The sequence below is a fragment of the Permianibacter aggregans genome (assembly GCF_009756665.1).
In the GTDB taxonomy this organism is placed as follows: domain Bacteria; phylum Pseudomonadota; class Gammaproteobacteria; order Enterobacterales; family Permianibacteraceae; genus Permianibacter; species Permianibacter aggregans.
Window position 1 is genome coordinate 1,656,356 of the sequence record NZ_CP037953.1, and the last position, 24,809, is coordinate 1,681,164.

16 protein-coding genes and 1 tRNA gene are annotated in these 24,809 nt (G+C 55.9%); 7 read left to right on the forward strand and 10 right to left on the reverse strand.

All coding sequences use genetic code 11. The features are described 5' to 3' along the window. Positions 1 to 65: 65 nt before the first annotated feature. Both E2H98_RS07695 and asnB read right to left on the reverse strand, forming a co-directional pair. A complete protein-coding gene (locus E2H98_RS07695; RefSeq protein WP_133588269.1) occupies positions 66 to 455 on the reverse strand; it encodes a hypothetical protein in 390 nt (129 codons plus the stop codon). Positions 456 to 869: 414 nt separating this feature from the next. Next, positions 870 to 2,444 carry an asparagine synthase B gene (gene asnB / locus E2H98_RS07700; protein ID WP_198325262.1) on the reverse strand — a complete coding sequence of 525 codons (1,575 nt, stop codon included), beginning with the start codon at positions 2,442 to 2,444 and terminating at the stop codon, positions 870 to 872. A gap of 154 nt (positions 2,445 to 2,598) precedes the next feature. Here asnB and E2H98_RS07705 point away from each other — a divergent pair, with 154 nt between their 5' ends. Next, complete coding sequence (locus E2H98_RS07705; RefSeq protein WP_133588265.1) at positions 2,599 to 3,057, forward strand: Lrp/AsnC ligand binding domain-containing protein; 459 nt, start codon at positions 2,599 to 2,601, stop codon at positions 3,055 to 3,057. A 4-nt stretch (positions 3,058 to 3,061) separates the two neighbouring features. Then, on the forward strand, positions 3,062 to 3,496 hold the full coding sequence (locus tag E2H98_RS07710; protein WP_198325263.1) for a YybH family protein: 435 nt from the start codon (positions 3,062 to 3,064) through the stop codon (positions 3,494 to 3,496). Positions 3,497 to 3,849: 353 nt separating this feature from the next. On the opposite strand, the gene E2H98_RS07715 is transcribed toward E2H98_RS07710, so the two are convergent. From E2H98_RS07715 to E2H98_RS07725, 3 genes are all read right to left on the reverse strand, one after another. Continuing rightward, positions 3,850 to 3,926: transfer RNA gene (locus E2H98_RS07715), tRNA-Arg, on the reverse strand. A 346-nt stretch (positions 3,927 to 4,272) separates the two neighbouring features. Next, positions 4,273 to 7,488, reverse strand: a complete 3,216-nt coding sequence (locus E2H98_RS07720; protein WP_133588263.1) for an efflux RND transporter permease subunit — start codon at positions 7,486 to 7,488, stop codon at positions 4,273 to 4,275. Positions 7,489 to 7,505: 17 nt separating this feature from the next. Then, on the reverse strand, positions 7,506 to 8,639 hold the full coding sequence (locus E2H98_RS07725; RefSeq protein WP_133588261.1) for an efflux RND transporter periplasmic adaptor subunit: 1,134 nt from the start codon (positions 8,637 to 8,639) through the stop codon (positions 7,506 to 7,508). 274 nt (positions 8,640 to 8,913) lie between these two features. Here E2H98_RS07725 and E2H98_RS07730 point away from each other — a divergent pair, with 274 nt between their 5' ends. Then, the gene (locus E2H98_RS07730) at positions 8,914 to 9,381 is read left to right on the forward strand and encodes a c-type cytochrome (RefSeq protein ID WP_133588259.1); all 468 of its coding nucleotides are present in this window, start codon (positions 8,914 to 8,916) and stop codon (positions 9,379 to 9,381) included. 76 nt (positions 9,382 to 9,457) lie between these two features. Here the strand turns inward: E2H98_RS07730 and E2H98_RS07735 are convergent, their stop codons facing one another. Next, complete coding sequence (locus E2H98_RS07735; RefSeq protein ID WP_133588257.1) at positions 9,458 to 10,618, reverse strand: serine hydrolase domain-containing protein; 1,161 nt, start codon at positions 10,616 to 10,618, stop codon at positions 9,458 to 9,460. A gap of 689 nt (positions 10,619 to 11,307) precedes the next feature. On the opposite strand from E2H98_RS07735, the gene E2H98_RS07740 reads away from it, so the two are divergent. After that, positions 11,308 to 12,612 carry a helix-turn-helix transcriptional regulator gene (locus E2H98_RS07740; protein ID WP_133588255.1) on the forward strand — a complete coding sequence of 435 codons (1,305 nt, stop codon included), beginning with the start codon at positions 11,308 to 11,310 and terminating at the stop codon, positions 12,610 to 12,612. 161 nt (positions 12,613 to 12,773) lie between these two features. After that, positions 12,774 to 14,066 (forward strand): S8 family serine peptidase, encoded by a 1,293-nt coding sequence (locus E2H98_RS07745; RefSeq protein WP_198325264.1) that lies wholly within the window; start codon positions 12,774 to 12,776, stop codon positions 14,064 to 14,066. A gap of 56 nt (positions 14,067 to 14,122) precedes the next feature. Here E2H98_RS07745 and E2H98_RS07750 read toward each other — a convergent pair whose 3' ends face one another. Continuing rightward, positions 14,123 to 16,357, reverse strand: a complete 2,235-nt coding sequence (locus E2H98_RS07750; protein ID WP_157591294.1) for a hypothetical protein — start codon at positions 16,355 to 16,357, stop codon at positions 14,123 to 14,125. Positions 16,358 to 16,792: 435 nt separating this feature from the next. Continuing rightward, positions 16,793 to 19,111, reverse strand: a complete 2,319-nt coding sequence (locus E2H98_RS07755; RefSeq protein ID WP_198325265.1) for a M48 family metallopeptidase — start codon at positions 19,109 to 19,111, stop codon at positions 16,793 to 16,795. A gap of 205 nt (positions 19,112 to 19,316) precedes the next feature. Between E2H98_RS07755 and E2H98_RS07760 the strand changes: the two genes are divergently transcribed. Both E2H98_RS07760 and E2H98_RS07765 read left to right on the forward strand, forming a co-directional pair. Next, complete coding sequence (locus tag E2H98_RS07760; protein WP_133588249.1) at positions 19,317 to 20,744, forward strand: pyridoxal phosphate-dependent decarboxylase family protein; 1,428 nt, start codon at positions 19,317 to 19,319, stop codon at positions 20,742 to 20,744. Then, positions 20,741 to 22,099, forward strand: a complete 1,359-nt coding sequence (locus E2H98_RS07765) for an alpha/beta fold hydrolase (RefSeq protein ID WP_133588247.1) — start codon at positions 20,741 to 20,743, stop codon at positions 22,097 to 22,099. Before E2H98_RS07760 ends, E2H98_RS07765 begins: the two co-directional genes overlap by 4 nt. 87 nt (positions 22,100 to 22,186) lie before the next feature. Here E2H98_RS07765 and E2H98_RS07770 read toward each other — a convergent pair whose 3' ends face one another. Both E2H98_RS07770 and E2H98_RS19190 read right to left on the reverse strand, forming a co-directional pair. Beyond that, positions 22,187 to 22,888, reverse strand: a complete 702-nt coding sequence (locus E2H98_RS07770; protein ID WP_133588245.1) for a substrate-binding periplasmic protein — start codon at positions 22,886 to 22,888, stop codon at positions 22,187 to 22,189. Between the two features lie 207 nt (positions 22,889 to 23,095). Further along, positions 23,096 to 24,706, reverse strand: a complete 1,611-nt coding sequence (locus tag E2H98_RS19190) for a proprotein convertase P-domain-containing protein (RefSeq protein WP_133588243.1) — start codon at positions 24,704 to 24,706, stop codon at positions 23,096 to 23,098. Positions 24,707 to 24,809: the final 103 nt, after the last annotated feature.

The following is a 24,809-nucleotide window of genomic DNA, read 5'->3' on the forward strand; positions in this document are numbered from 1 at the left end:
AAAATAAGCGCTACCCACTGACGAGGATGTGGGTAGCGCCCAATCGGGGGAGAATCATATTGTTATCATTCGATAATGATAATCATTCTCATATATTTGTCGACACAGTTCAAGCGCTTTTTTGATTTTTCGCTTTGGTGCAGCAAAACACTGCTTCGTGACAAGCAGTTCGTTCTGAATGAGCGGACGCAGCCACTCTCCGATCTTGAGATGTCTCTGTTTGGGGCTGTTAACCAACGTACCTCATGACGAATTCCCCACAGCGTCGGTCGCAACATTAGGTCCGTAGGCAACGATCGAGTTTCTGGCTGCACCAGACATCCGCAAAGTTGCAATCCGAGCACGCCGTTGACCGGCGCGATCTGCTGATCGACACCCTGTTCGCTGAAACCATGCATGGCGTAGCGCAACGTAATCATGCGCTTGTCGCCCGCTTCCTTGATTCGCCCATCCATAGCCTCGCCCAAGCGCAGTGCTTGCGACAGACCAAGCCCACCGAGCAGTATCAGTTTTTCAGGCGGCTGATACGTGCGACCGCCGAACCGGTTTCCGGGCACTCACAAAAGCAACCGCCCGTGTAGGGTTCTCGTTGCCTTCGGCTTACCGAACTAGGTGTGTTGAGGATGCCACCGCAGACCGATGTATCCCACCAGCGTAGCGAATCATTGTTACTGAGCTTCTTTCGACTCCGCGGAAAACTCTCACGGAAAGCCCTATGCACTGGCACTACGAATTTCCGCGTTAGTGATTGGACTAAAAGTGAAAAACGCTACGAAAACCAAAAGTCGACCACACCTATCCTTGGCTCCTGCGATGACGTCCCTGTCAGTCTGCCTGCAGAATGTAGATTGGCAAAGTCAGCTAACGTTTTAGCTTCCGCTCAGGCCATAGTTTGGCAACAGTCGCGCAGAGGGATCGGTGACATTGCAGTGTTGCCAGCTTTGGTTTGGCAACCAGAAGTCCGGAATCCAGCCGGCGCGTTCCGGAAAATGTTGCTCGAATAAATCACGGTATAGCAAGGCTTCCTTACTGATCGGCGATTTGTAGGCATAACGCAGTGCTGCGCGTTGCACATCCTGATCGGAATATTTTTGCTCAGCATACGCTTTCAGCTGCTCGACCAAGCCATGACCTACCGCGTCGGAAAAAGCGGCTTTTTCTCGCCATAAAATCGTTTCTGGCAGCAACTGCAAATCGGCAAACGCCTGACGCAACAGCCATTTTCCGGTGTGGTGACGATTCATTTTCAACACCGGATCAATGGCCATGACGGCCTGCACAAATGCCTGATCGGAAAACGGTACACGCGCCTCCAAACCATGCGCGGCAATACAGCGATCGGCGCGCAACACATCATAGGCATAAAGTTCGCGTACACGCTTTTGCGACTCCTGCTGGAACGCTTCTGGCGACGGCGCAAAATCCGTGTACTTGTAGCCAAATAATTCATCACTGACTTCGCCCGTCAACAATACTCGAATCGGCGTTTCTTCCCGAACATAACGACAAACCAGATACATGCCGACGCTGGCGCGTACCGTTGTGATATCCCAGGTTTCCAGCTGATAAATCAAATCGGACAATAACGGCAATACTTCGTCCATCGTGAAATAGACTTCGTGATGATCGCTGCCGATGAATTCGCTGACTTGGCGGGCATATTTGATATCAATTGGCGCCTCAGTCAAACCCACCGCAAAGGTCGTCAACGGCTTTTTCAGGATATCGGTGGCAATGGCGCAAACCAGGCTGGAGTCCAGCCCGCCTGACAACAAAGCACCGAGCGGCACATCGGCATCCAGGCGTTTGCGCACCGCTTCAATCAAGGTTTCGCGAATGTGCTTCAGCGCTTGCGCTTCCGAATCGATAATCGATGTCGTCGCGGTGACATCAATAAACGGTCGCAGCAATTCACCATCGAAATAGTGGCCAGGAGGAAACGGGTAAACATCACTGCAAAGCGGATGCAAGGCTTTTGCTTCCGAGGCAAACATCAACGCGCCAGACTCGTTTTCAAAACCGTAGAACATTGGGCGAATGCCAATGGGATCGCGCGCCGCGTAAAATTTTTTCAGCGCCGCGTCGTAAAGCACAAACGCGTACTCGCCATCCAGCCGGTCGAGCATGCCCTCGATACCAAATTGCTGGTAGAGCGGCAACAACACCTCACAATCAGAACCAGACTGATATTGGTGATTCGGCGTTACCGCACGCATCGCCTCGTGGTTATAGATTTCGCCATTGCACAGCGCAAAGCGAAAGCCGTCGTCGCTGACAAACGGCTGCTGGCCAGCCAGCGAGGTATCCATGATGGCTAGCCGGACAAAGCCAAGCTTGATCTGAGCATCGGGCGCCAAAATGGAGGTCTGGTCTGGCCCGCGGTGGGCAATCCGGGCCAGGGCCTGTTCAAATACCGGTGCCGGCAACGGAGAACCGGTATCCACGACAAATCCGCACATATGAAGTCCTGCTATATGATTGCTGGTCGAAACTGGCGGATAGTTGAACAATTAATTATCAATTCTCAAAATTTCTGATTAAATAATAACAATTATCTAATTTTACTAACGGATCAGCTGTTTTTCTGGACCAATGACCATGGAAAACTACCAAATCGATAGTCTAGACCGGGAAATCCTGAAGGCACTGCAGGCCGACGCGCGCCAATCGTACCTGGATATCGCCCGACAATTGGACGTTTCCGGCGGCACCATCCATCAGCGGGTCAACCGGATGCGGGCAGCCGGCATCATCACCGGCAGCAAAATCACCGTGGATGCCAAACGGCTCGGCCATGGCGTTACCGTATTGCTCGGCTTGCACCTGACCAATGCCAAAGCCATGAGCAAAGTGCTCGCGAAGCTGGAAACGTTTCCGGAAGTGCTGGAGGCTTATTACACCACCGGTGGCTTTTCGCTGATTCTGAAAATCGCCGTGCGCAGCATTGAGGACTATCATCAATTCCTGATTCGTAAACTGCAGGCGATCGACGAAGTGCAATCGACAGAGTCGTTTATCTGCATGGATCAACCGATCAATCGTGATATCGAGATTTAAAAAAATGAAAACCTTACTGATTGCCACGCTGCTCGCTGTTCTGACGGTGTTGCCAAAATCGGCACTGGCAGATGCTGAAGCCGATATCCGCACGCGGTTAAGTGCACAACAACAAGCTTGGAATCGTGGCGATATACCGGCCTTCATGAATGGTTACTGGAACAATGAGAAATTGCGATTCGCCTCCGGCAATTCGATCACTTATGGTTGGCAGCCAACACTTGATCGATACTTGAGCCGTTACCACAACCGTAGTTTGATGGGGCAATTACAGTTTGAGGTGTTGTCTGTACGCCAGTTGTCACCGACCTACGCTATCGCTTTCGGGCGTTGGGCATTAACGCGGGAAGATGATAAGCCGAAAGGCTTGTTCACGTTGACGCTGGAGAAATTTCCAGAGGGTTGGCGAATCATTGCGGACCACACATCCAGTGAATGAGGTGTGCGGTTAAAACTGTTCACTTTCCTTGGCAACAGGAATGCGAGTGGCGCTTTGCGCCACGAACGAATGAGCTGAAATTGCAGAGCGTTTGTGTTCAAGGGGTGCCAAATAACTCGACACGAGTAGATGCGTGATCTCGTAGAAACCTGAGAGGATTGCCAGCCCCATCTGACCCACAGGGTTTTGGGGAATGCCGCAAAGTGTCTGGAACCCTTGCGGCCCTGGCGCTCGCCCTTCGGATTCGCTACGCTCACGAAAATTCGCTCCCGGCGAATTTTTCGAACGTGAGGACGTTCTCACGCTCGGGACACACCAAATAAAAAACCCACCGCGAGGGTGGGTTTTTTATTTGGCGCGCCCGAGACGATTCGAACGTCCGACCCCAGCCTTCGGAGGGCTGTACTCTATCCAACTGAGCTACGGGCGCATTAACGGGTGTTCCCGCCCCCTTTCCCAAAAGGAGAGGGTCGGGTGAGGGCTTTCTCCCTCGGTCTAACTCCGACTATGGAGCAAGACAAAATCAGCTTGATTCATAGGGCGGCAGGACCTATCGCGATGGCTCGATGAGCGCGCGAGGTATCGCTGCCTACGGCAGTATCTGTCGCCAGACTTACCGTCCGGCGCGAGGGCTAAAAAAGCCGGTTCGCGCGGGGCCGACATCATAGCGGCATCACGGATCGCTGTCCATTTGCATTCGGGAGCGCCCTGCCTTGCGGCCTCTGAATCGCAGGCAAAAAAAAACCGGCCCGAAGGCCGGTGATGGAGAACACTAATTATTTGCTGGCGACAGCGCGGGCGCGCAGTGGCGAGCTCAGCCACAGGCCCAAGCGCTTCAGCAAGCGATAGACGAAGCGGACGACAACCAGTGTCAGCACGGTTTCCACCGCAGTCAGCACCCAGGCCAGTACCGGGCCGCGTTGTTCGACGCGACGACGGAACTTGGCGACCAGACGGTCATGGGCAATTTCAATGCTGTCGTAGAAAGTCGGAATCGCCAGCAGCGTCAGAATGGTCGAGGTCGCGACACCGCCGATAATGGCAATCGCCATCGGCTGATAGAACTCGCCACCTTCACCGGTGCCAATCGCGACCGGCAACATACCGGCGATCAGCGCCAAGGTGGTCATCATGATCGGGCGCAGACGGGCACGACCGGCCAGCATCAGCGCTTCTTCACGGTTATGACCTTCTTTCTCGCGGTCGCGGGCGCAGTCAATCAACAGAATCGCGTTTTTGGCAACCAGGCCCATCAGCATGATGATGCCGATCAGACTCATCAGGTTGATGGTCGCGCCAGTCAACAACAGACCGGTAACGACACCAATCAGACTCAGCGGCAGACTCATCATGATTGCCATTGGTGCCAGGAATGAGCTGTATTGGATGACCAGAATCAGGTACATCAAACCAATGCCCATCAGCAGCGCCGTGATCATTTTGGTGAACAGCTCGGACTGATCGCGACCGGAGCCGGCCAATGCAATGCCATAGCCCGGCGGGTAATCCATCGAGCGGGCAATTTTCATCGCCTCGCCGATCACTTCGTTCTGCGGACGACCTTCGATGTTGGCGCTTACTGCGACCATGCGCTTGCCATCGACATGCTCGATTTGCGCCGGGCCTTTGCCCATCGTGATCGAAGCAATCTGCTGCAGCGGCACAATGACATCACCCGCGCCAGTCACCAGAGGCAGGCGTTCTAAGTCAGCACGTTCGCGGCGATCATCCGGGTGCAAACGCACCGCGACATCTCGGGTTTCACCAGTCGGGTCGACCCAGTCACCGACTTCAATACCGGCGTAGGCAACACGCAAGGCTTGCGCGGCATCGTTGACCGAAATGCCGATGCTGTTGGCAAGGCCGCGATCAATTTCGATCTGATACTCTGGCATCGGATCCTGCTGCGATAAACCGATATCCACAGCGCCCGGTACTTCCTTGCGCAGACGATCCATGAATTGGTTGGTGATTTCCATTAGTTGGCGTGAATCAGGACCGGAGAAACGAATGTTCAGTGGCTTTTGCGCACCGTTGTTCAGTTCTTCCAACACCACATATTCGGCACCAACCAGGCGCTTCAACTCGCTGCGTAATGTCGAGGCGATTTCGCTGGCTGAACGCTCACGCTCTTTCTTGCTGCCGATGTCGACATAGATACGCGAACTGTTGCTGCGCACGGTCGTGTTTGTCGCTTTCACCTCAGGAATCGAACGCGCCAGTTCCGAGGCTTGTTCGGTTTTGATGCGGGCGTATTCCAAGCTGGAACCTGGCGGCAAGCGAATATCAACCGCGATGAAACCGAAATCGGTTTTTGGCAGGAAGCTGGTGCCACCGAACTTCACCTGCAGGAAAATCGCTGCGAAGAAAGTCGAGACGATCAGAATACCCACCGTTTTGCGATGGAACAGCGCCCATTTGATCACGCTCATATAACGCTCGGCCATGCGATCGAACCAGCGGTTGAACACGGCAAACCATCTTTCGATACCGCGATGCTGACGATGCTCATGACCAACCGGATCGCCCCAGTAAGCTGACAACATCGGATCCAAGGAGAACGAAATCAATAGCGACACCAGTACTGACGAGGCGACCGTCAACGCAAACGGGCGGAACCATTCACCGGCAACGCCATCCATGAAGCCGACCGGAATAAACACCGCGACAATCGCCATCGTTGTTGCGGTAACCGCCAGACCAATTTCATTGGTGCCGTCTTTGGCTGCTGTCAATTTATCCTTACCGCGCTCCATATGACGGACGATGTTTTCACGGACAACAATGGCATCGTCGATCAATACACCAATCGCCAAGGACAAGCCGAGCAGCGTCATGAAATTCAGCGTGAAACCGGCCGCTTGCACAGCAATGAACGAGGTCAAAACCGAAGTCGGCAGCGCCAGCGAAGTAATCAAGGTTGAGCGCCAGCTATTAAGGAACGCGTAGACGACGAAAATCGTCAAACCGGCACCGAATACCAAGGCTTCAATGACGTTGTTCAAACTGTCTTGCGCTTCTTCACCGCCGTCCTGGGTAATGACCAGTTGCGTACCTTGCAGCAGACGCTTGTTCAGTTCTTCGACTTTTTCGCGCACCAGTTTCGCCGTTTCGACGGTGCTGGCATCGCGCGAACGGACAACACTGATGCCGACGTTTGGTTGGCCACTGCGTAAGCTGATCGAGCTCATTTCGGCAAAGCCGTCTTCAATCGTAGCCACTTGCGACAGGCGCACGAGCTCTTCGCCACGGCGCTTGACCACGACATCGTTGAAGTCCTGCGCGTCTTCGATACGGCCAAGCAGGCGCAAAGATTGATCTTCGTATTCACCGCGAATACGACCAACCGGCGCAGTCAGGTTCTGGCCACGCAAAGCCGCCAGCACTTCCGAGACGGAAACGTTGTGCTCGCGCAAATCAACGCTGCGCAATAGAACCGTCAGCTGACGCGTCAGCGCGCCGTTGACGTTAACCGTAGCAACGCCGGGAATGCCGCGAAACTCTTCGGCCAGCTCATCTTCGGCCATGCGTGACAATTCGGCATGCGATTGCACATTCGATGACAGTGACATCTGCACAATCGGCTGCGCACTCATGTCAAAGCGACGGATGATCGGCTCGCGCATTTCCAACGGCAGTTTATGCCGCACGGCAGAAATGGCGTTACGCACTTCGTCGGCTGCTTCGATCATGTTCTTATCGAAGTTGAAGAAGATCGTGAACGAACCATTGCTTTCGTTGGCGTAGGCACGCAGCTCGTAAACACCGGGAATCGATTGCAAGGATTTTTCAATGCGATCGATGATTTCCCGCTCAACGGTTTCGGGCGAAGCGCCGGGATAACTGATGTTGACAATCAGCAGCGGTTGCTCGACATCCGGGCGTTCGTTAACGCGCAGATTTTTCAGCGCCAGGTAACCAAAAAGCATCAGCGCGACCGTGACAACAATGGTCACGACCGGGCGTTTGATGCTGAATTCTGAAATAAACATGATGCGTTACCCTCGACTTACGGCGCGTTAGCGGTCAGTGGTGCAGCGGCAGCGGCCGAAGCGAGTTCGTAGTTGGCGCCTTCCTGCAAACCGGTGCTCGGATGGCGCAGCACTTGGGCGCCGGCTTCGATGCCGCTCAACACTTCCAGATGGCCAGTACGGGCATCGGTTTGACCAATTTGCACAGCGGTTTTGTGAATGCTTTGATCTTTCAAAGTCCAGACAAAACGCTTGTCACCTTCGATAACAAGACTCGATGGCGGCAACATCAAATTGGCATGGGTTTCGGTTTCGACGGTGCCTTCAGCGTAGAGGCCGGCAACCGTTGGAATTTTTTCCCAGTCAACAGAAACGGTGACACCAATCTGGCGTGTGGTGGCATTGGCAATCGGGTTGATGCGTTGCACTTTGCCTTCAAAGGCTTGATCGCCATAACCGTTGATGCGGAAGCGCACCGGCGCACCGACGGCCAGTTTCGGGCCGTGTTCGGCTGGCACAAAACCTTCAAAACGGACGCTGCGTGGATCGATCACTTTCAGCAGGGCTTTGCCAACTTGCGCGGTGTCGCCATTCGACACTTCGCGGGCACTGACGACGCCATCAAACGGCGCGCGCACTTCGGTGCGCTCCAATTGCTGGCGAGCCTGAACCACACGAGTGCGGGCGGCGACCAAATCGCTTTGGGCATTGTTACGACGGATTTCGGCATCTTCCAGCGATTGCTGGGAAACAGCGCCGGAGGATGACAGCGTTTGCAAACGGTCGAGCTGACGTTGAGCCTGATCAAAAGCTTGTTCAGCAGCGCGACGGGCTTCTTCGGCGCTGTTCAGTTGATCGCGTATCGTGGTGTCATCGAGACGCACCAGCAAATCGCCTTTTTTCACTTTGTCGCCGTTGTCTTTGACCACCTGCAATACGACAGCCGAGACTTCGGCACGCAGATCAGCGCGCTTTTCCGGCTGAATCGAGCCGGAAATCAGCGGGCCGCTGGCGAAATCACCGCTGCCGATAATCAGCGTATCGGCATCGGTCAGCAGCAAAGGCTTGGTCGCAGCGGTTGCAGCGGCGGTATTGGCCGGGCTGGCTGGCGCTTGCCCGCATCCGGCGAGCACAGCGGTAAGGGTGGCGGCAATCAGAGTGGCGCGTAACATGGTCGGGATCCCCAATACGAGAAAAACACAAATTCGTGAGGCTAATTGTCTTCGATCAATTGATGACAGTTTTACCGCACTTGTTTCAGGGTGTTGCAGCGGTTAACCGATTGAGGGTGACTGGTATAGGTAAAAGGCCTGCTGAAATGCCGGGATTACCTTCTATTGCCGGCGGTCGTTCCGCTATACTTCGCGCCTGCCACTCGCCCCGGCCCGAGACGTCGTAGACAAGCTTGACCGGGGAATGCCGATTTTGAATGACGAGGTTTATTGAATGAGCACGTTGCGCCGTATCGTGGTCACCGCATCGGTGGCTTTGCTGACGCTGGGTCTGACCGTCCAGGCGTCGTCCACCGAGGGAGTCAAAGGCTACAAAGGCTGGCGCTCCACCGAAGCGGTACGCGAGCGCACGGCGCCGGTAGGCGATGTTTATGTCGAAGGCGACGACATCCCGAATCCGGCACCAGCTGTGGCTACTGCCGGTGGCGGTTCTGGCGAACCACGCAGCGGCGAACAGGTTTACAACACCGCCTGTATGGCCTGCCATGCCTCCGGTGCGGCCGGCGCCCCGATTCTTGGCGATACCTCTGCTTGGAAACCGCGCCTGGCCAAAGGCGAAGACGCGCTGTGGAATTCGTTGATGAACGGTCTGAATGCGATGCCAGCCAAGGGCATGTGCATGGACTGCTCGGAAGAAGAGCTGAAAAACGTGCTCGATTACATGATCGCGAAAGCCAAGTAATTTAGGTATCGAACAAAAAGGCCGCTGATGCGGCCTTTTTGCTGTCCGGAGAGTTAGTTCGCCGGCGAAAGCTCGGTTATTCGGGCAGCGCTTCGATGATCTGGCCGAGAAAGCGGTCCAGCACCTGGTCATTGGCAATCCAGCGCACCACCACGACCAGTTCGTTCTGCCAATCGATATAAATGATGTTCATGCCATTGCCGCGAAAGGTGACGCTGGAGGCCGGCGTGCTTGGCAGAGTTTTCTGACTGGTATTCAGAAACCAGTTCATATACCCGTACTCGGCATTGGCCGGGCTTGGCGTCCGCGACTGCGCTATCCATTGCTCGCTAATCAATTGCCGTTCGCGCCAACGGCCATTACGCAAATAAAGATAGCCAAAGCGGGCCATATCTTCGGCGTTGATGAACATACCGCCACCCCAGTGACCACCGCCGGACACCGACTGCATCTTTTCACCATCAAGCTCGACCCAGCTATTGTCATAACCATACCAGCGCCAGCTTGTGGAGGCGCCGATTGGCAACATGATCTGCTCGCGCAGCACGCTCGGTAACGGCTGACGCCAGACTTGCAACGCCGCCAGCGCCAGCAGATTGACCCGCACGTCGTTATATTCGTAGTGGCTGCCGGGTGTGTGACGGGGCGGATTGGCCCAGTCTTTTGGCTGACCGACCGGCCGGTCAGCCCAATCCGGTTTACCCCACAGCTCGCCGCGCCAGTCGCTGGTCTGTTGCAGCAAGTGCTGCCAGGTAATCGGCTGGTTGTGCGGATCGGCGAACAACAGTGAATCGCTAGGCAAGTAGGTACGCACCGGGTCATCGACCGAGGCGATCAAGCCCTGTTGCCAGGCCAAACCCACGACGGCGGAAAGAAAACTCTTGCTGATGCTATGGGCCATATCGGTGCGGCGGGTGTCGCCGAACTCGGCTACCTTGTACCCACGGTAGATGACCAGACCATTGATTCCGCTGCGCTCCTGCATCGGCCCAATAATGTCATCAAACGGCTCACGGGCGCCGAAGCTCAGCTTCTGTGCCAGGGCTTGATCGCGCGGCGCCCGGCTTTCCTGTTGCTGCACTTCGCTAATGGCCTGTTGCAGTCGTTTGCTGTCCAAGCCAAGTTCGGCAGCCGAACGCAGCGGCCAGTCACCAGCTGACGGGTAATAAGGTTCGGCGGCATGCGCCAATGTCAGCCAACACAGTGATCCGAGCAGGAAAAAAATGCGGGGTGTCATGATTTCTCTCACCATTGGTGTTGCTTCATTGTAGTGCCAGTCACCAACCGTCCAGCTGGCGAAACTTTGTGCAAAAGCAGCGGAAAAAGCCGTCGATGTCGCCTGAGGATAAGTGTTTGTCGTCTCCAGCGGCTGTTTTTGTCGATGAAAAATGGTCTGATTGGGACGCCTTCAGAGGCAACCTTGTGGTACTCCGGCTCTTCGGGGATCTGTTAGGGAACGGGAAAAACAGACGGGAAACCGTTGAGCCGGAGGGACTCCTTCCTGTTTCGCAGGAATTTCTTCCTGTTTCAGTATCATCGGGTTAACTGGCGAGGGCGGATTGGACTTCACACGTCTAATCAACGCGAGGGACGACAACACAACAAAAAATTATCCCGACAGAATCGCGGCGGTTGCTGACGGTTCGGGGACAAAAACGATACAACAAAAAATCCACCCGCCCTTGTGGCGGGTTGTCTTTTTTACTGGACATGAATGACTTAACCCGCAACTCGCTGCCACGAAGCCTGAGTGACCATGCCGCCACGCAACAAAATGCGGCCAGCAAGCGCCACAAACCGGCGAATTCTGCTATGTTCGAAAAACGATTGGTGTAGGTGGATACTTCTGTGTCGCTGGCCATTTTGCGAAGTCGGCGAGGGATAGTCGCAGCGTATCTGTGGTGGGCAGTCGCCCTGCCCACAGTCTTGCTTTGTTTCACCTTGCCCTGGTTGCCGGACGGTTTCCGGCAGGCCTGGTTTGCCGGCAACGGCGAACTGATGCTGCTTGGTCTTGCCGCGATCGCGGCATTCTGGCGCGCCCATTTTCTGCGTCACGCCATTCTCGGTCATTGGTGGCGACTGTTCGCGCTGGCGCTCGGCATTTGGTATCTCGGCAGCCTGTTCGCTTTTCGCGGCTGGTTTGGCGCCGATACGCTGTTCAGCGTGCTGGCCATGGATATCTCGTTCAGCCTTTATTATCTGGTCGTCGTCGTCATGCTCGATCGGATTAGCGGCCGGCCACACCGGATCACCGCTTCGGTCGCGCTGGTCGCCGTGATGTTCGGCTACATCATCCTGTTACCGGCGGTGCTGGCGCCGGAGGAATACGACAGCTGGATCCCTTCTTACCTGTTTTACGTCAGCCTCGATGTCTATATTTTCGTGCAGATTAGCCTGATTCTGCGTGCGGTCTGGCGCACCCGGGTTGGCCTTGATGCGGCGGCCTTATGGTTGATTTTCGCCGGCTTTCTGGTCAGCGATGTGCTTGATGGGCTTTGGAACATCGGCGTCCTGGATGTTTACTCCAGCGACCTGCTGGCGGTCATCTTCTATTTGCCTCTGTTGCCGCTGTTACTGATATTGAGCCCGTTATGGCGCCTGGCTTGGCGCCGGCCGAAGTGGGTGCCGCAGCGCCGGCCAATGCCCGATTTGGGGCGTTTGGTGTTGTGGTTGATGCCGTTGGCGGTGCATCTGGTTGGGTACGGTACGACGATTCTCGACCCGGCCCTACGTACCTGGCGTGACACCTATCTGGTGCTTTGGCTGCTGGTTGTCGTCGTAGTTGAGACCTGGCAGCGCTGGCGCCTGCGTGATTTCAGCGAACCAGCTCTAACGCCGGAACCGCCGCTGCTTAATATCGAGGATAAGCCAGCCCCGATCGCCGACCCGCTGCTGGACAAGCTCGACGAGTATCTCGACCAACATTTGGCTGATCCCGCCCTGTCGCTGGATGTAATCGGCAACAAACTGGCTCTGAGTCCGCGGCAAATCCAGCGCCGACTGAAAGCGGCCACCGGTTTGTCGCCATCGCAGTACCTGCTGGACAAACGCCTGAGCAAAGCGGCCGAGCTGTTGATCGAGGGCAACAAGAGCACGTATGTGGCGCATGCGACCGGCTTTTCGCAGCAGAGCCACTTCACCCGTCGGTTCAAGGAACGTTACGGCGTCACGCCAGGCCAATACGCCTCGACTGCCAAGTCCAATGCCGAATGGCAGAAGTTTCCGGCTTAACCCTGTTTTCACCCCTCTGACCAGCTTCCGGGCGTCGCCTGGAGGCGCACACATGTCGCGCTCAGGCAATGAATTTCCCGCCAAACATGGTGCTATCAGGAACACGCCACCATACGGAGGTGGCGCCTGATAATTCGAAAACCAGAAGCTAGGGAGCACAAATGAAATCGATTTCCATGACACTGGCGGCAAGTGCCGTCGCGCTGGCTTGTTGCAGCGTTTCGCCGGTGGCTGAAGCCGCTGCCGATGAGCGATTTGTCGACGTTATCGTTCGGATGAAAAGTCATCAGGACGGCAATGCCGCTGGCAACAAAGCCCGGGCCCAAGGCTTGGCGCTCGGCCACGGAGCGCAAGTCAAGCACAGCTACGGCACGGTGCTGACCGGGTTTGCTGCCCGCATTCCGGAAGCACGCCTGAAGCAACTACAGGCCGACCCGAACGTTGCCAGCGTCGAATTCGACCGGCCGGTGAAAATGTCGCCGAAGCCGGGCGGTGGTGGTGGCGGCGGCAGCGCCAACCAGGTGACACCGTGGGGCATAAGCCGCATTGGCTCGCCGACCTCTGGCGGCAGCGGTGTGCATGTATTTGTGCTCGACACAGGTATCGATGCTGACCATGCTGATCTGGTCGCCAACCTGTCCAGCAATAGCGCGGACCATTTCGCCGCGGTCAGTTGCAAAGGCAAATGCAATAAAACCTGGGATGACGATCAAGGCCATGGCACCCATGTCGCTGGCTCCATCGCCGCTGCGAACAACAGCATCGATGTCATCGGTGTTGCCCCGAACGCCACCCTGCATGCGGTCAAGGTGCTCGACAGCCGCGGCTCTGGCGCCTTCTCCGGCATCATCGCCGGCATCGATTTCACCGCCAACTGGGCCGAGAGCAATAACCAGGTGGTGGTCGCCAACCTGAGCCTTGGCGGCGGTGGCACCAAATCGGGTAGCTGCAATAACGGCTCGTTCACCGGCAACGACAGCTTCCATGAAGCGTTCTGCCGTGGCGCCGCTAAAGGTGTGGTGTTCGTTGTGGCCGCCGGTAACGACGGCGACGATGCCGCCAACCACACTCCAGCCGCTTATGACGATGCGGTAATTACCGTCAGCGCCACCTCGTCGGCCGACAACTGGCCGTCGTGGTCGAACTATGGCACCAAGTCGGCGAGCTGGACCAGCCGCAACTCGGCTCCGGTCGGCATCGCCGCCCCTGGCGTCAGCATTCTGTCGACGGCTAAAGGTGGCGGCACGACGACGATGAGCGGCACCTCGATGGCTTCACCGCATGTAGCTGGCGCTGCCGCGTTGTACCTCGACTCTCACTCAGTCAGCCGCAACTTCAATGCGTTCCTGACCTTGCGTTCGGCGCTGCTGAATAGCGCCGAGAGCACCAGTGGCTTCAGCAATACCTCGGGCAATCCCCATAGCGAGGATTTCCTGAAAGCCAACGGCCTCTAAGCCTTTTCCGCAAAAAACACCCGGCATATGCCGGGTGTTTTGCTTTCCGCCTCCGGTTAAATAATTTCCACTGCGAAGCTTGCGGTTTCCTGGCGGTCAAATGCCGTGATCCGACTGCTGCCATTGGTATGGCGGCAATACACCCGCAAGGTGACCGCAAAGGTGCACTTCTTGTGAGGGGGTGAGGCATTCTTCGACAGCAGGTAATCGAAGCTGACTGAGGCCGACTGGGCCGGTGCCGCTGGGTTCAGACTCGGTGGTGCGTTGGTGTCGCCGCTGTCAAACGTTTCGCTGGCACCATTCAGGCCGCGATACCAGGTCAAGGTGTAGTCGCGCATGAATGTCCGTGGCCCACTGACGTGGTTGCGGGTGGTATGGAATGCGGCAAAACCGGTGCTGAACAGCGCTGTTGCCTCGCCCGACATGAACTGACATTCCTGCGAAGATGGCACACCGTTTTTGCGCAGATCGATGATGTCGGCATAGACCGGTTTGTTGTCGAGCCAAAAGGCATGCGCCAGCCGTTCATGGCGGATGATGCTGATCGAGTCGGGACCTGTTTCGCCAATCCGGCGCAAGTAATCAAAGCCGGCATTGACCGGATTCAAGCGATTGCCTGCCGCATCGAACACCTCCAGGTAGAGCAGTGAACGGCCGTTTTGGCCATCGGTTGCCCACAATCCATGTGGTTGAGCCCCAAGCCAATGGCCATCGGACTGGAACGGAATGCGATACAAACCAGTGACTGCCTGGCCACCGACATTCATCGACACCGGCCCCAGATTGTCGCTGGTGATTTCCGGTTGCCCGCCAATAAAGTGCAGCCGCTGCCAACTGATGGTTGCGGTTAATGGCGTAGGCGTGGCGCCCGGAAGCGGTTGGCCATTGTCCTGAACCGGCACATGACTGAGCCGGTAATAACGGGCACCGGTCGCTTTCAAGGACTCGCTGTAAAGCAAACTCAAAGACAGCGTTTGCGCCCACGGCCGATTGACCGAGCCACTGTCGACATTGGACGGGTCGCACAAGCCGCCATTTTCCGGTAACGGGTGCAAGGCGTCAGCGCTCGGTTGGGTCAAGTCCAGACCAACCGCGTTCTTGCCGAGCCAATGGCTATGCAGGCGATGACTGCGAGTCGAGCCAATCAAATCGAGCATCATGAATGGCTTGTCATGGTCCAATGGTGGCGGCTCGTGGCAGGCATGACCGAGGTAGCTGCGCAGCACTGGAGTTTCGTCGACCTTGAAATACTCATGCTTGGCCAAACCGTTGTAGACGGTCAGCCATTGCCCGTTATGCCACTGCTTGATGATGTAAGCGTAGCGCCGATGGCAATGTAACTTCAGCGGCGATAAAAATGCCGGCCAGCAGACATCAAACTGACCATCGGGACGCAAGCTGCTCTGGCCGACTTTTTTGGTCGTGCAGGAGCAAATCAGCGGCCACAGGTACGGACGCAATTCCAAGAACTCAGCCATTTGCGCGGCCGATGTTTTGCGCAACTCCGCAACGTCCTGACGCAGCCGATGCAACATCGCGCCCTGCTCCGCACCAAGTCCGTGGGCATCGGCCAAATCTTCCAGTTTGCGTGGTGTGCTGGCTGGCGCCATCGTCGCGCGACTGGTTTGCAGACGTGTGATCGGCAGCGGTCGAGGGCCAGGGGGAAATGGACCCGGAGGGAACGGTTCCGGATCGGGTAATGGATCCGGCCAGGGCAATGGTTCCGGAATCAATTCCGGAATGCGCGGAATCAAGATATCGGGAACAATGTCGATGAATTTGCAACAACAGATACGTTCATAGACTTCGACAATGCCATCACACATCGGCAAACAGAATGCCGGTGGCAGCAACGGTTGAATCTTGAATGGCGGTTGCAAACGCAGCAGCGGTGCATGGATAGGTAGCTCAGCAAACGGAAAAAAGCAGCGTCGAACCGAACCGCTGACACAACGAACAAAAGGCCACCAATGACGCCACCATTTTTCCGGCACGATTAATGGCTGGCGCTGAACAGCCAATGTTTGCAAATCGCGCCAGTGAAAATGCATCAGCGTTTGGGCGCCGGGCTCCGGTTGATTTTCGGCATCCGGCCCCAGTGCGAAACGGACGAATCCGGCACCTTCCCATTTCTTGTCGAGTTTCAGTTTGCCGGCGTCAACCGCAGCCAATTTTTTCAACTCGCCATCGGAGCTGATGCCATACAGCGCCATGCCAGGTAGTTGCTCTTTCGGTTGCTGCTGTTCAAACAACAGCGACAGGGTTTGGTTGTCGCCTTTACGATCACTCATAACGCCACTCCTTGACGGAAAATGAAGCCATCACAACGCTGCCCGGCGTTGTCCTGTTGATTCGATGACGGCGTGATGATTGGCGTGAACACGTTACGAAAAAACCACCGAACCGATTTCGTAAGGCGATGCAAAGACGGCGTGCGAGCACACACAAGGCAAGGCCCAATCGGGCCAGGACGACCAGTGGCAACCGCTAATCCTATCGCGATAACCACCGCAAGGCGGAACGACTCATCCTGAATCGAGCGAAATCTTACGATTGAATAACGTGCGGCGATAGCCGCGTTTGTCGACGACCAGTGATGGTGAACAGGAGTGGCGCGTGTAAGCCAATTCGCACAGTGAAAGAAATGTCTTCTATCGACCGTGTTGGAGAATAACCATTGGTTTTGAAAAGACACTCCCGGCTAAACCGGGAGTGTACGAGTGGGCTCAGGATTGCAATACGGCAATCAAACTGACGCTCAGGGCGAAACCAATAATGCCGGCCGCCACGACAAAGCGCAGCAAACCCGGGATCAGGCCATCGGCCGTTTGGAACCGGTCCCACCAACCAAGGCGTTTTTGCAGCGCCCGTTCCTGGCCCGGCAACAGACGCGGATAGTGGGCTGGCACCTGATTGGCACGTGGGGCGCTCTCCAGTTGGCTTTGTTGCCGGTAGGCTTTGGCGACTTTCAACTCCGCCTGCAACAATAAATCCAGGGCAATGTGCCGCAACGCCGATAACGCGCCAGCAGTGCCGCCTACCCAACCACCAATGGCATCCATCCACTGATTGATGTTGTCTTTGCCAGGTGGCGGCAACGTGAACTCGCCGAGCGCTTTCGACCATGACTCCGTTTCCAGTCGAGCCAGAATATCGTCGCTGAGTTTGACTTGATCAGCGCAAACATAAATCGCGTGCAGCACTTTATACACTTCCTGTCCGGCGTTGATGACCCGTTTCAGTTCGCGCGAACTGACGTTGCGATCGGCGGTGACAATGGCGACCACGTTATTCAACAAACCGTAAGCATCGCGCAAATCCGCCTCGGCATGATCAGCAAAATGCAGCACCGATGTCAGGCTTTGCAAATACTCCGGCCAACCATTGGCAAGTGCCTTCGCCGCCGAGACATGGGCACTGCGGCAAAGCTGATCATGGCGATGAATGCGTTCCTGCACCGCCCTGCATTCTTCGCGCACTTGTGCAATCGCTTGCGGCAACTCACGTTTCAGCAGCGTGTTGCCGCGATGACGGATGACGCCGCCGGGCGCGGAATAAATGCCATCTCGAATGGCTTCCAGCAATGCTCGCTCTTTCTCCAGATTGCGCAAATTGTCCAGCTCGTTGGCCAGTGTTGCCGGATACAACGCCGACAAACCGTCAACGGCTTTATCCATTTGCGCCGAATACAATTGTTCCGGCGTTTCGACATGACGAACAAACGAACGGCCAAGGTAAGCGCCACGATAAGCCGAACGCAAAAACTCGCGATCGTATTGCTTGTCGAGCGCGCTCAAGCTTTCTTCCAACGCGCTGGCCTCCGGCACTTCATTCAAGTGGCTGACCAGATGACGGGTCATCTGTTCGCGTAACGCGGTGGCGTCGTCAAACACTTCCCAGGCGGAGCGCTCATCAATCGGCATGGCGAGATAACGTCGCTTGGCATTGGCTTCGCGTTCATGATTTTGCGGATGCGTTGCCCACATGCGTGGTGGCTGGGCAATCTCGGCGGTGAACACCCGGAATTGTTCGGGTGCATTCGCCGGCAGTCGCGGTGACTTGCCGTATTGGGCGTTGTTCAAAATCATCGCCATGCGTTCCATCACACGGCTTTGAATGGTGAACGCATCTTTGGTCAATCGACCTTCCTGCAACTCGTTGAACAGAAAACCTTGCGCGCGTTCCCAGGCTTCGTCGGCCGCCTGCAAACGGTGCAAGGCATGAACAATGGCATCGCTGCCGGTTTGTGACACCGCGACCAGATCAGCCTGATACTCCATTTCCCGTGACAGCGCCCGTTCGGCCATCATCGTCAAACGGAATGCCGATTCCAGCACAGCGCGAATCGACCAGACGATCAGTCGCAGTATCCATCCCACCCAGGCGATACGAAGATCGATGCCGGAAATCACCCGCAGGAATTTATCGAGCGCATCACGCCGTTCAACGATATGTGCGGCAATTTGCTGAGCAATATAAATCCAGCGACCGATGGCCATCGTTTTCTGGGCGAAATGACCAAACTCATGCGCCAGCACGGCCTTCATTTCCGAGTGATTCAAGGCATTGACCAAAGCCAAACCGATTTCCAGATTTTTCTTGGCCGGGAATATCAGGTTCAGCAAGGACAGGTCGTAAAAAACGGCGGCGTTGACGCGCGGCGACAGGAACACCCGATGCGGTCGCGGCGCGCCGGCACTGTCGGCAATATCGTGCAGAAAAGCGAACAACTTCGGTTGCTGCTCCGCCGTCACTTCGATCAAGTCCGGCATCTGTCCCTTTTTGACAAACAGCAAGGCCTTGATCATGAACAGTGCCAGGAAGCCGGAAGCACCACCAACAATCAGATGAAACAACCAATTCTCATGGCTGCCAAGCAGGCCAAATGAATGCCATGCCGTGTAAGCAAACCAGGTGCTGAGCATCAGGTAAAGCAACACGAATCCACCAAGGCCAATAACGGCCAGCCAGGCGTGACGCTTATACTGCTGCTGAAGCATTAGATCATCGGCGCTCACCGATGCCGAGAGTGAAGAAGACATCATTTATTCCTTCAATCATTATTGTCATGACCGCGACTGCCGTCACGGCGCGTTTCCCCAAAAAACACACCGCATCATATCGACCAGTTTTTATCGCGGCCAAGCAATTTTTTGAGGCCCACCACGAATCGACAAAAACGCATTGAGATACTGGTACCGAGGTAAGATACTGTTTGGAAAATTCCGGTACACGCGTAAGAGACTTGCCATGACGCCCGAACAATTCCGCCAGTATGGTCATCAGTTGGTTGACTGGATTGCCGATCAACGCACCCAGATTTATCAAGGCCAGCCACCAGTAATGGCACCGGTCAAACCCGGCAGTTTGAAATCCGCGTTGCCGCGACAAGCGCCGGAACAACCGGAATCGATGGCGGCTATCCTGGCCGATCTGGACCACCTGATCACGCCAGCTTGCTCACATTTTTTGCATCCACGTTTCTTTGGATATTTTCCGTCGAACGGCGAGTTGTCGACGGTGCTCGCTGATTTGGTGTCGACCGGTTTGGGTCAGCTCGGCTTGAATTGGCAATCAAGTCCGGCACTGACCGAACTGGAAGAAGTGACGACGGATTGGTTGCGGCAAGCACTGGGCTTGTCCGATTCATGGCAGGGAGTCATTCACGATACGGCTTCGGTTTCGACACTGGTGGCACTGCTCAGCGCGCGCGAGCGCGGCAATGATTACGCAATGATGCACACCGGCCGGCGTGCCGACGATAAACCCTTGATCGTTTATACCTCGGCTCATGCCCATAGCTCGGTTGACAAAGCCGCCCTGCTCGCCGGTTTTGGTCGTGAACATATTCGCCATATAGAAACCGATGAGCAGTTTGCACTGCGCCCGGACAAGTTGCGCGCACAAATTGCCGCCGATCGCGCCGCTGGTTTGCATCCTTGCGCGATTGTCGCGACGGTCGGCACCACCGGCACGACGGCAATCGATCCGGTGCAGGCCATTGGCAACATCGCCGGTGAAGAAAAACTGTGGTTGCATGTCGATGCGGCGCTCGCCGGTTCCGCGATGATTCTGCCGGAGTGCAGAACATTATGGCGAGGCATTGAGCAAGCTGACTCGCTGGTGATGAACCCGCACAAGTGGTTAGGCGTTGCTTTTGATTGTTCGGTGTATTTCGTCCGGGACGCCGAACATCTGGTGCGCGTGATGAGCACCAATCCGAGTTATCTGCAAACGGCCGCCGATGGTCAGGCGAAAAATTATCGCGATTGGGGATTGCAGCTTGGCCGTCGTTTTCGCGCGTTGAAATTATGGTTTCTGTTTCGTGAACAAGGCATCGAGGGATTACAGACTCGTTTACGTCGTGATCTGGAAAACACGCGTTGGTTGGCCGAGCAAGTGCGGGCCGAACACGCTTGGAAAATCTTGAACCCAGTGCATCTGCAAACGATTTGTCTGCGCCATGAACCAGAGGGCGTGAATGGCGAAGCGCTTGATCAACACACGTTACGTTGGGTCAATGCCATCAACCAATCCGGCTTTGCCTATTTAACACCGTCGCAATTACAAGGCCGCTGGATGGTGCGGGTATCGCTCGGTGCGCTACCGACCGAGCGCGAGCACGTTGAACAGTTGTGGCGAGCCATGCAGGCAGCCGTAGCGGAGTCGGCTCAATGATTGTTGCCCGAATGTTCTGGCTCTGGTTAGCTTTACTGTGCACCACCACTAGTGTTGCAGCGACGGCAAATGGCGTGCCGGTTTTTCAGGCGGAACGCTTTCGCTCGGAAACGTTTCAATCCGAAATCTATACCGTGCATCTTGGCCAGCGCAGCAAGCCGATGGTGTTGTTGATTCATGGACTCGGACAGGCTGGCTGGACCGATTGGCAGCAGGTGATGCCGGCACTTAGCGAACATTATTTTGTGCTGACGTTCGACTTGCCCGGTTTTGGCAAGTCAGCGGCGTCAAACGTGATGTACTCGCCCGAACAATATGCCCGGCTCTGCGAGGAGATTCGTCAACGATTTGCGCCGGGAAAAAAAATTCAGGTGATCGGTCATTCGCTCGGTGGCGCCGTCGCACTACAGTATGCCGCGCAATATGCCAGACAAATTGAAAAACTGGTGCTGGTCGATGTCGCCGGTATCGTTCATCGCAGTGTGTTCATGCAGCATGTGATGAAAGCCAGCCTGCGACCAGACAACGCCTTGCTCGGCGGCGTTTACCAATGGTTGGAACCGGGTCTGAGTCGCTTCGGCGCTGGCCTGACCCGACGCTTGGAGCAGTTGCCGGATTTCAGCCGCTTCTTGCTGGAAAACCCGTTGGCCCGTGAGCAGTTGTTGCATGAGCGCAGCAATTTGCAGGCCGCGCTGGCGTTGATTGAAACCAACTTTATCGACACCTTCAGCAAGGCCGATATGCCGACGCTGATCGTCTGGGGCGAACACGATCCAGTCACTGCATTGCGGACCGGCAAGTTATTGAAACAGAAAATGCCGAACGCGAGTTTGCAAACGCTGAGCGGCGCCGGGCATGTGCCGATGAAATCGCACTTCGATGCGTTCATCACCACGATTAAACCGTTTTTGCTGCAGCCGCCGACGCCGACTCAACAAGCCTCATCAGCCAATCCGCTGCCGCTGGTTCGGTGCCACAAGCAGCGCGGATTTTTCTTTTCCGGCAAAGCAACCCGTATTGAATTGGAGAGTTGTCCGGATGCCCGACTTGAGCATGTAGAAACGACCGCGCTGCAGATCATGAACAGTGAAGCGGAAGTGTTTGATGTAAGGATTCGCGGCGCACAAACGGCGGTCGTATTGCAGCGCTCACGTTTGACGTTAACCGCTGCCGATATTTCAGCACCGCTCGGATTTCAGGCCGAGGACAGCGTGCTGGATGTTGCCGGTCTGGAATTGCACGGCGCTACGGCGCTCTGGCAAGGCAGCGGCAGCAACGGATTTTTTTCAGTCAGCCGGCGGTGGCGTGGTGATGGCAGCAGCGAAACACTGCACGATGTCTTTCGTTTGCGCTGAGCGGCCATTGCTTGCACCGCGTCAGCATAGCCCTTTTTTTTCGAGCCGCTTGTAGGCAAAAGCGTTAGCGACGAGGGGCACAAATCATCAGGGATGTTGGGAATCGCTCAAGGCTTGAATGGCCTTATTGATGTGATCGACTTCTTCTTGGTCAACCGTCATTTTGCTGAACATCAAATGCACCGGTTCCTCGTTGACGATATAAGGCAAGGTCGTCAGGCCGCGCTGCTCCATGTCCATCATCGCCGTCCAGGCATCGGTGGTGATCAGCAAATCGGCGCGGTCCAGCATGATTAAGCGAATCGCCGTTTCCGGATCGCGTGCCGGCAAGGTCAGTTCGGCCTTTACCAGCTGTGGACGCAAGGCCTGCCATTCCGCACCGAACCAGCCGTCGTCGGCATCAATTACCCGCCAACGATTATCGAGAATGTCCTGCAAGCGATGAATCTGCAGTTGGCTGGCTTTTTCCTTGCGCGCCAGGAACACCGTGGTTTCCATCCGATACGGTTTGCTGAATAGCGTGTAGGGCTCGCGTTCAGGCCGTATTGAGCCTTCTGGCAGCACATCAATTGAACCCAGTTCCAACATGCGCAGTAGTCGGGAGGGATTGCCGGGCAGGTAAACCCATTCCAGTCGATAGTTGGCTTGTTGGAAGATGTTGCGGATCTGCTGCCAGGCTGGCGCGCTCAACTCCTGTGGCGGCATTTCAACGCCGATACGGAACACCCGATCGCTGGCTTCGGCGACAAACGCGACGACACTCCACAGCAACAACACCAGCAACCGCACGGAACAGCCCCCATCCGTTGACCGCGATGCAGCGGGAAATGCCTGCGCCAAACGGCCTGTCTTATCGAAGAACTATAGGCCGGTTACGCCGTTGTCAGCAAGTTGCAATGCCATAAGCACGGGGCAATAAAAAGCCCTCTCCCGCGAACGAGAGAGGGTTGGGGAAGTGCCTTTCGGCAAGAGAACACTACAGGGATTAACGGATCTTCAGTTGAACGTGATCGACCAGGAATCGATATAGCCGGTATCCACCCGCGCCCGGTCACGGACACGCAGGTTCCAGGTGCCGGCGCGATTCTCGCTGCTGGCGTTGACGTTGTACGACTGGATCAGGTTGTCGGCACCACCACCGCTGCGGTTATGCAGGTTGTAGACGCTGCCATCCGGGGCAATCAAATCGACAATCAAATCACCGATATAGGTGTGAATGATGCGCACATCAACTTTGACGGTACCCGCAGTGCCGGAACCGGTCGCAGCGATCGGGCTTTGAATTCCGGTCGAGTTGTTGTCCGGGATGTTGTAGTTGCCATCGTTGGTGAAGGTGTCGCCTGGCGGTGGTGGCGTGGTGTCACCACGGAAGCCGGCAATGGTGGCGGCGGTCTGGTTCAGCACCCGGGCATTGTCAGACTGGGAGCTGGTGCCCATGACCTGGCCATCGCCATAGGTGCGGTTCGGTGTCGACCAGTAATTGATGCGGGTGCAGGACGGCGAACAATTGTAGGCCATGACCGTGCGCCAGGCGTTGTTCGGCGCCCGATAACCGTGACCGTAGGCATAGGGTGTTGTCGACGGATCGGTAGCGGGGTCGTGACGGGCGCCTTGCAGGTGGCCAATCTCGTGCGCAAACGAGTAATAACCGGTGGCGCAGCTGTGATGGACAACGGCGAATGCTGTCGCAGCCGTGGCACCAATCGCTTTGGCAACACCGCAAGCCGCACTGTTGTTCAGAATCAGCACGCCGACATCGGCGCCGTATTGATCGCGCTGAGTGTGAATCTCGTCCATATAACCATCGTTGGTCGCCGCATAGCGATCGCGGTCGGTCGAGATATTGCTCGATTCGCTGTAACTGGTTTGCGCCCGGTGCGCGACTTCCACGGTGATATTGATGCCACTGTTTACATAGCCCTGATTGGTTTCAGCAACGGCCAAATCAATCAGGCCATCGATATCAGCAACGGCGTTTTTCGCGCCTTGGGTATAGTTGACCAGCAATTTGATCACTGTGTTGGCGCTCGCCGAAAGATCGGCAGTGGTCGAGGCTGGCACCTGATATTGAATGGCCTGATCAAACAGCGCGGCGTAATCGTGTTCCGGGTGATCGGCCGGCATCCGCGATTCGTCGACTTCGATAATGGCATGCTGGCCGTGGCCGGTCGGACGCACACTGTACAGCTTGCCCTGATAACGAATGCTGCCGGTGATTTGGCCATCACGATTGACGAAGATACTGTCGGCAGCTGGCGTAGCGGCGCTGCGCAAATTCAGCAAACCGTTGCCGGGTTTGGCGACCAGCACATCGGTGCCAGCATGGTTGCGATAGGCATGCTGGCGTTGCAAGGTGATGCGCTGACCATCAGGCAGCGTCACATCAAACGCCGGTTGATTCCAGCCCTGCTTATTCAAACGCCAGTCGGCATCGACGCGGGCATGATGAAATTCATTCGCCAGGCGCTGAGCCTGCATTTGCGACTGCGCATTCAGGCGCGCATCCAGCGATGGCGATTTGACAAACAAGGACTCGGCCGCAAAAGCCGTAGGCGATAGCATCGCCAGCGTGCCAAGGCTCGCTGACAACCATAATTTCTTGAGCATGGTGACCTTCTTATTTGATTTTGTTGATCCATATCGGTGACTACAGCTGCCGATATCCTCCGTACAACCGCAATGCTAACGGTCCGCTGATTTGTACCACGCG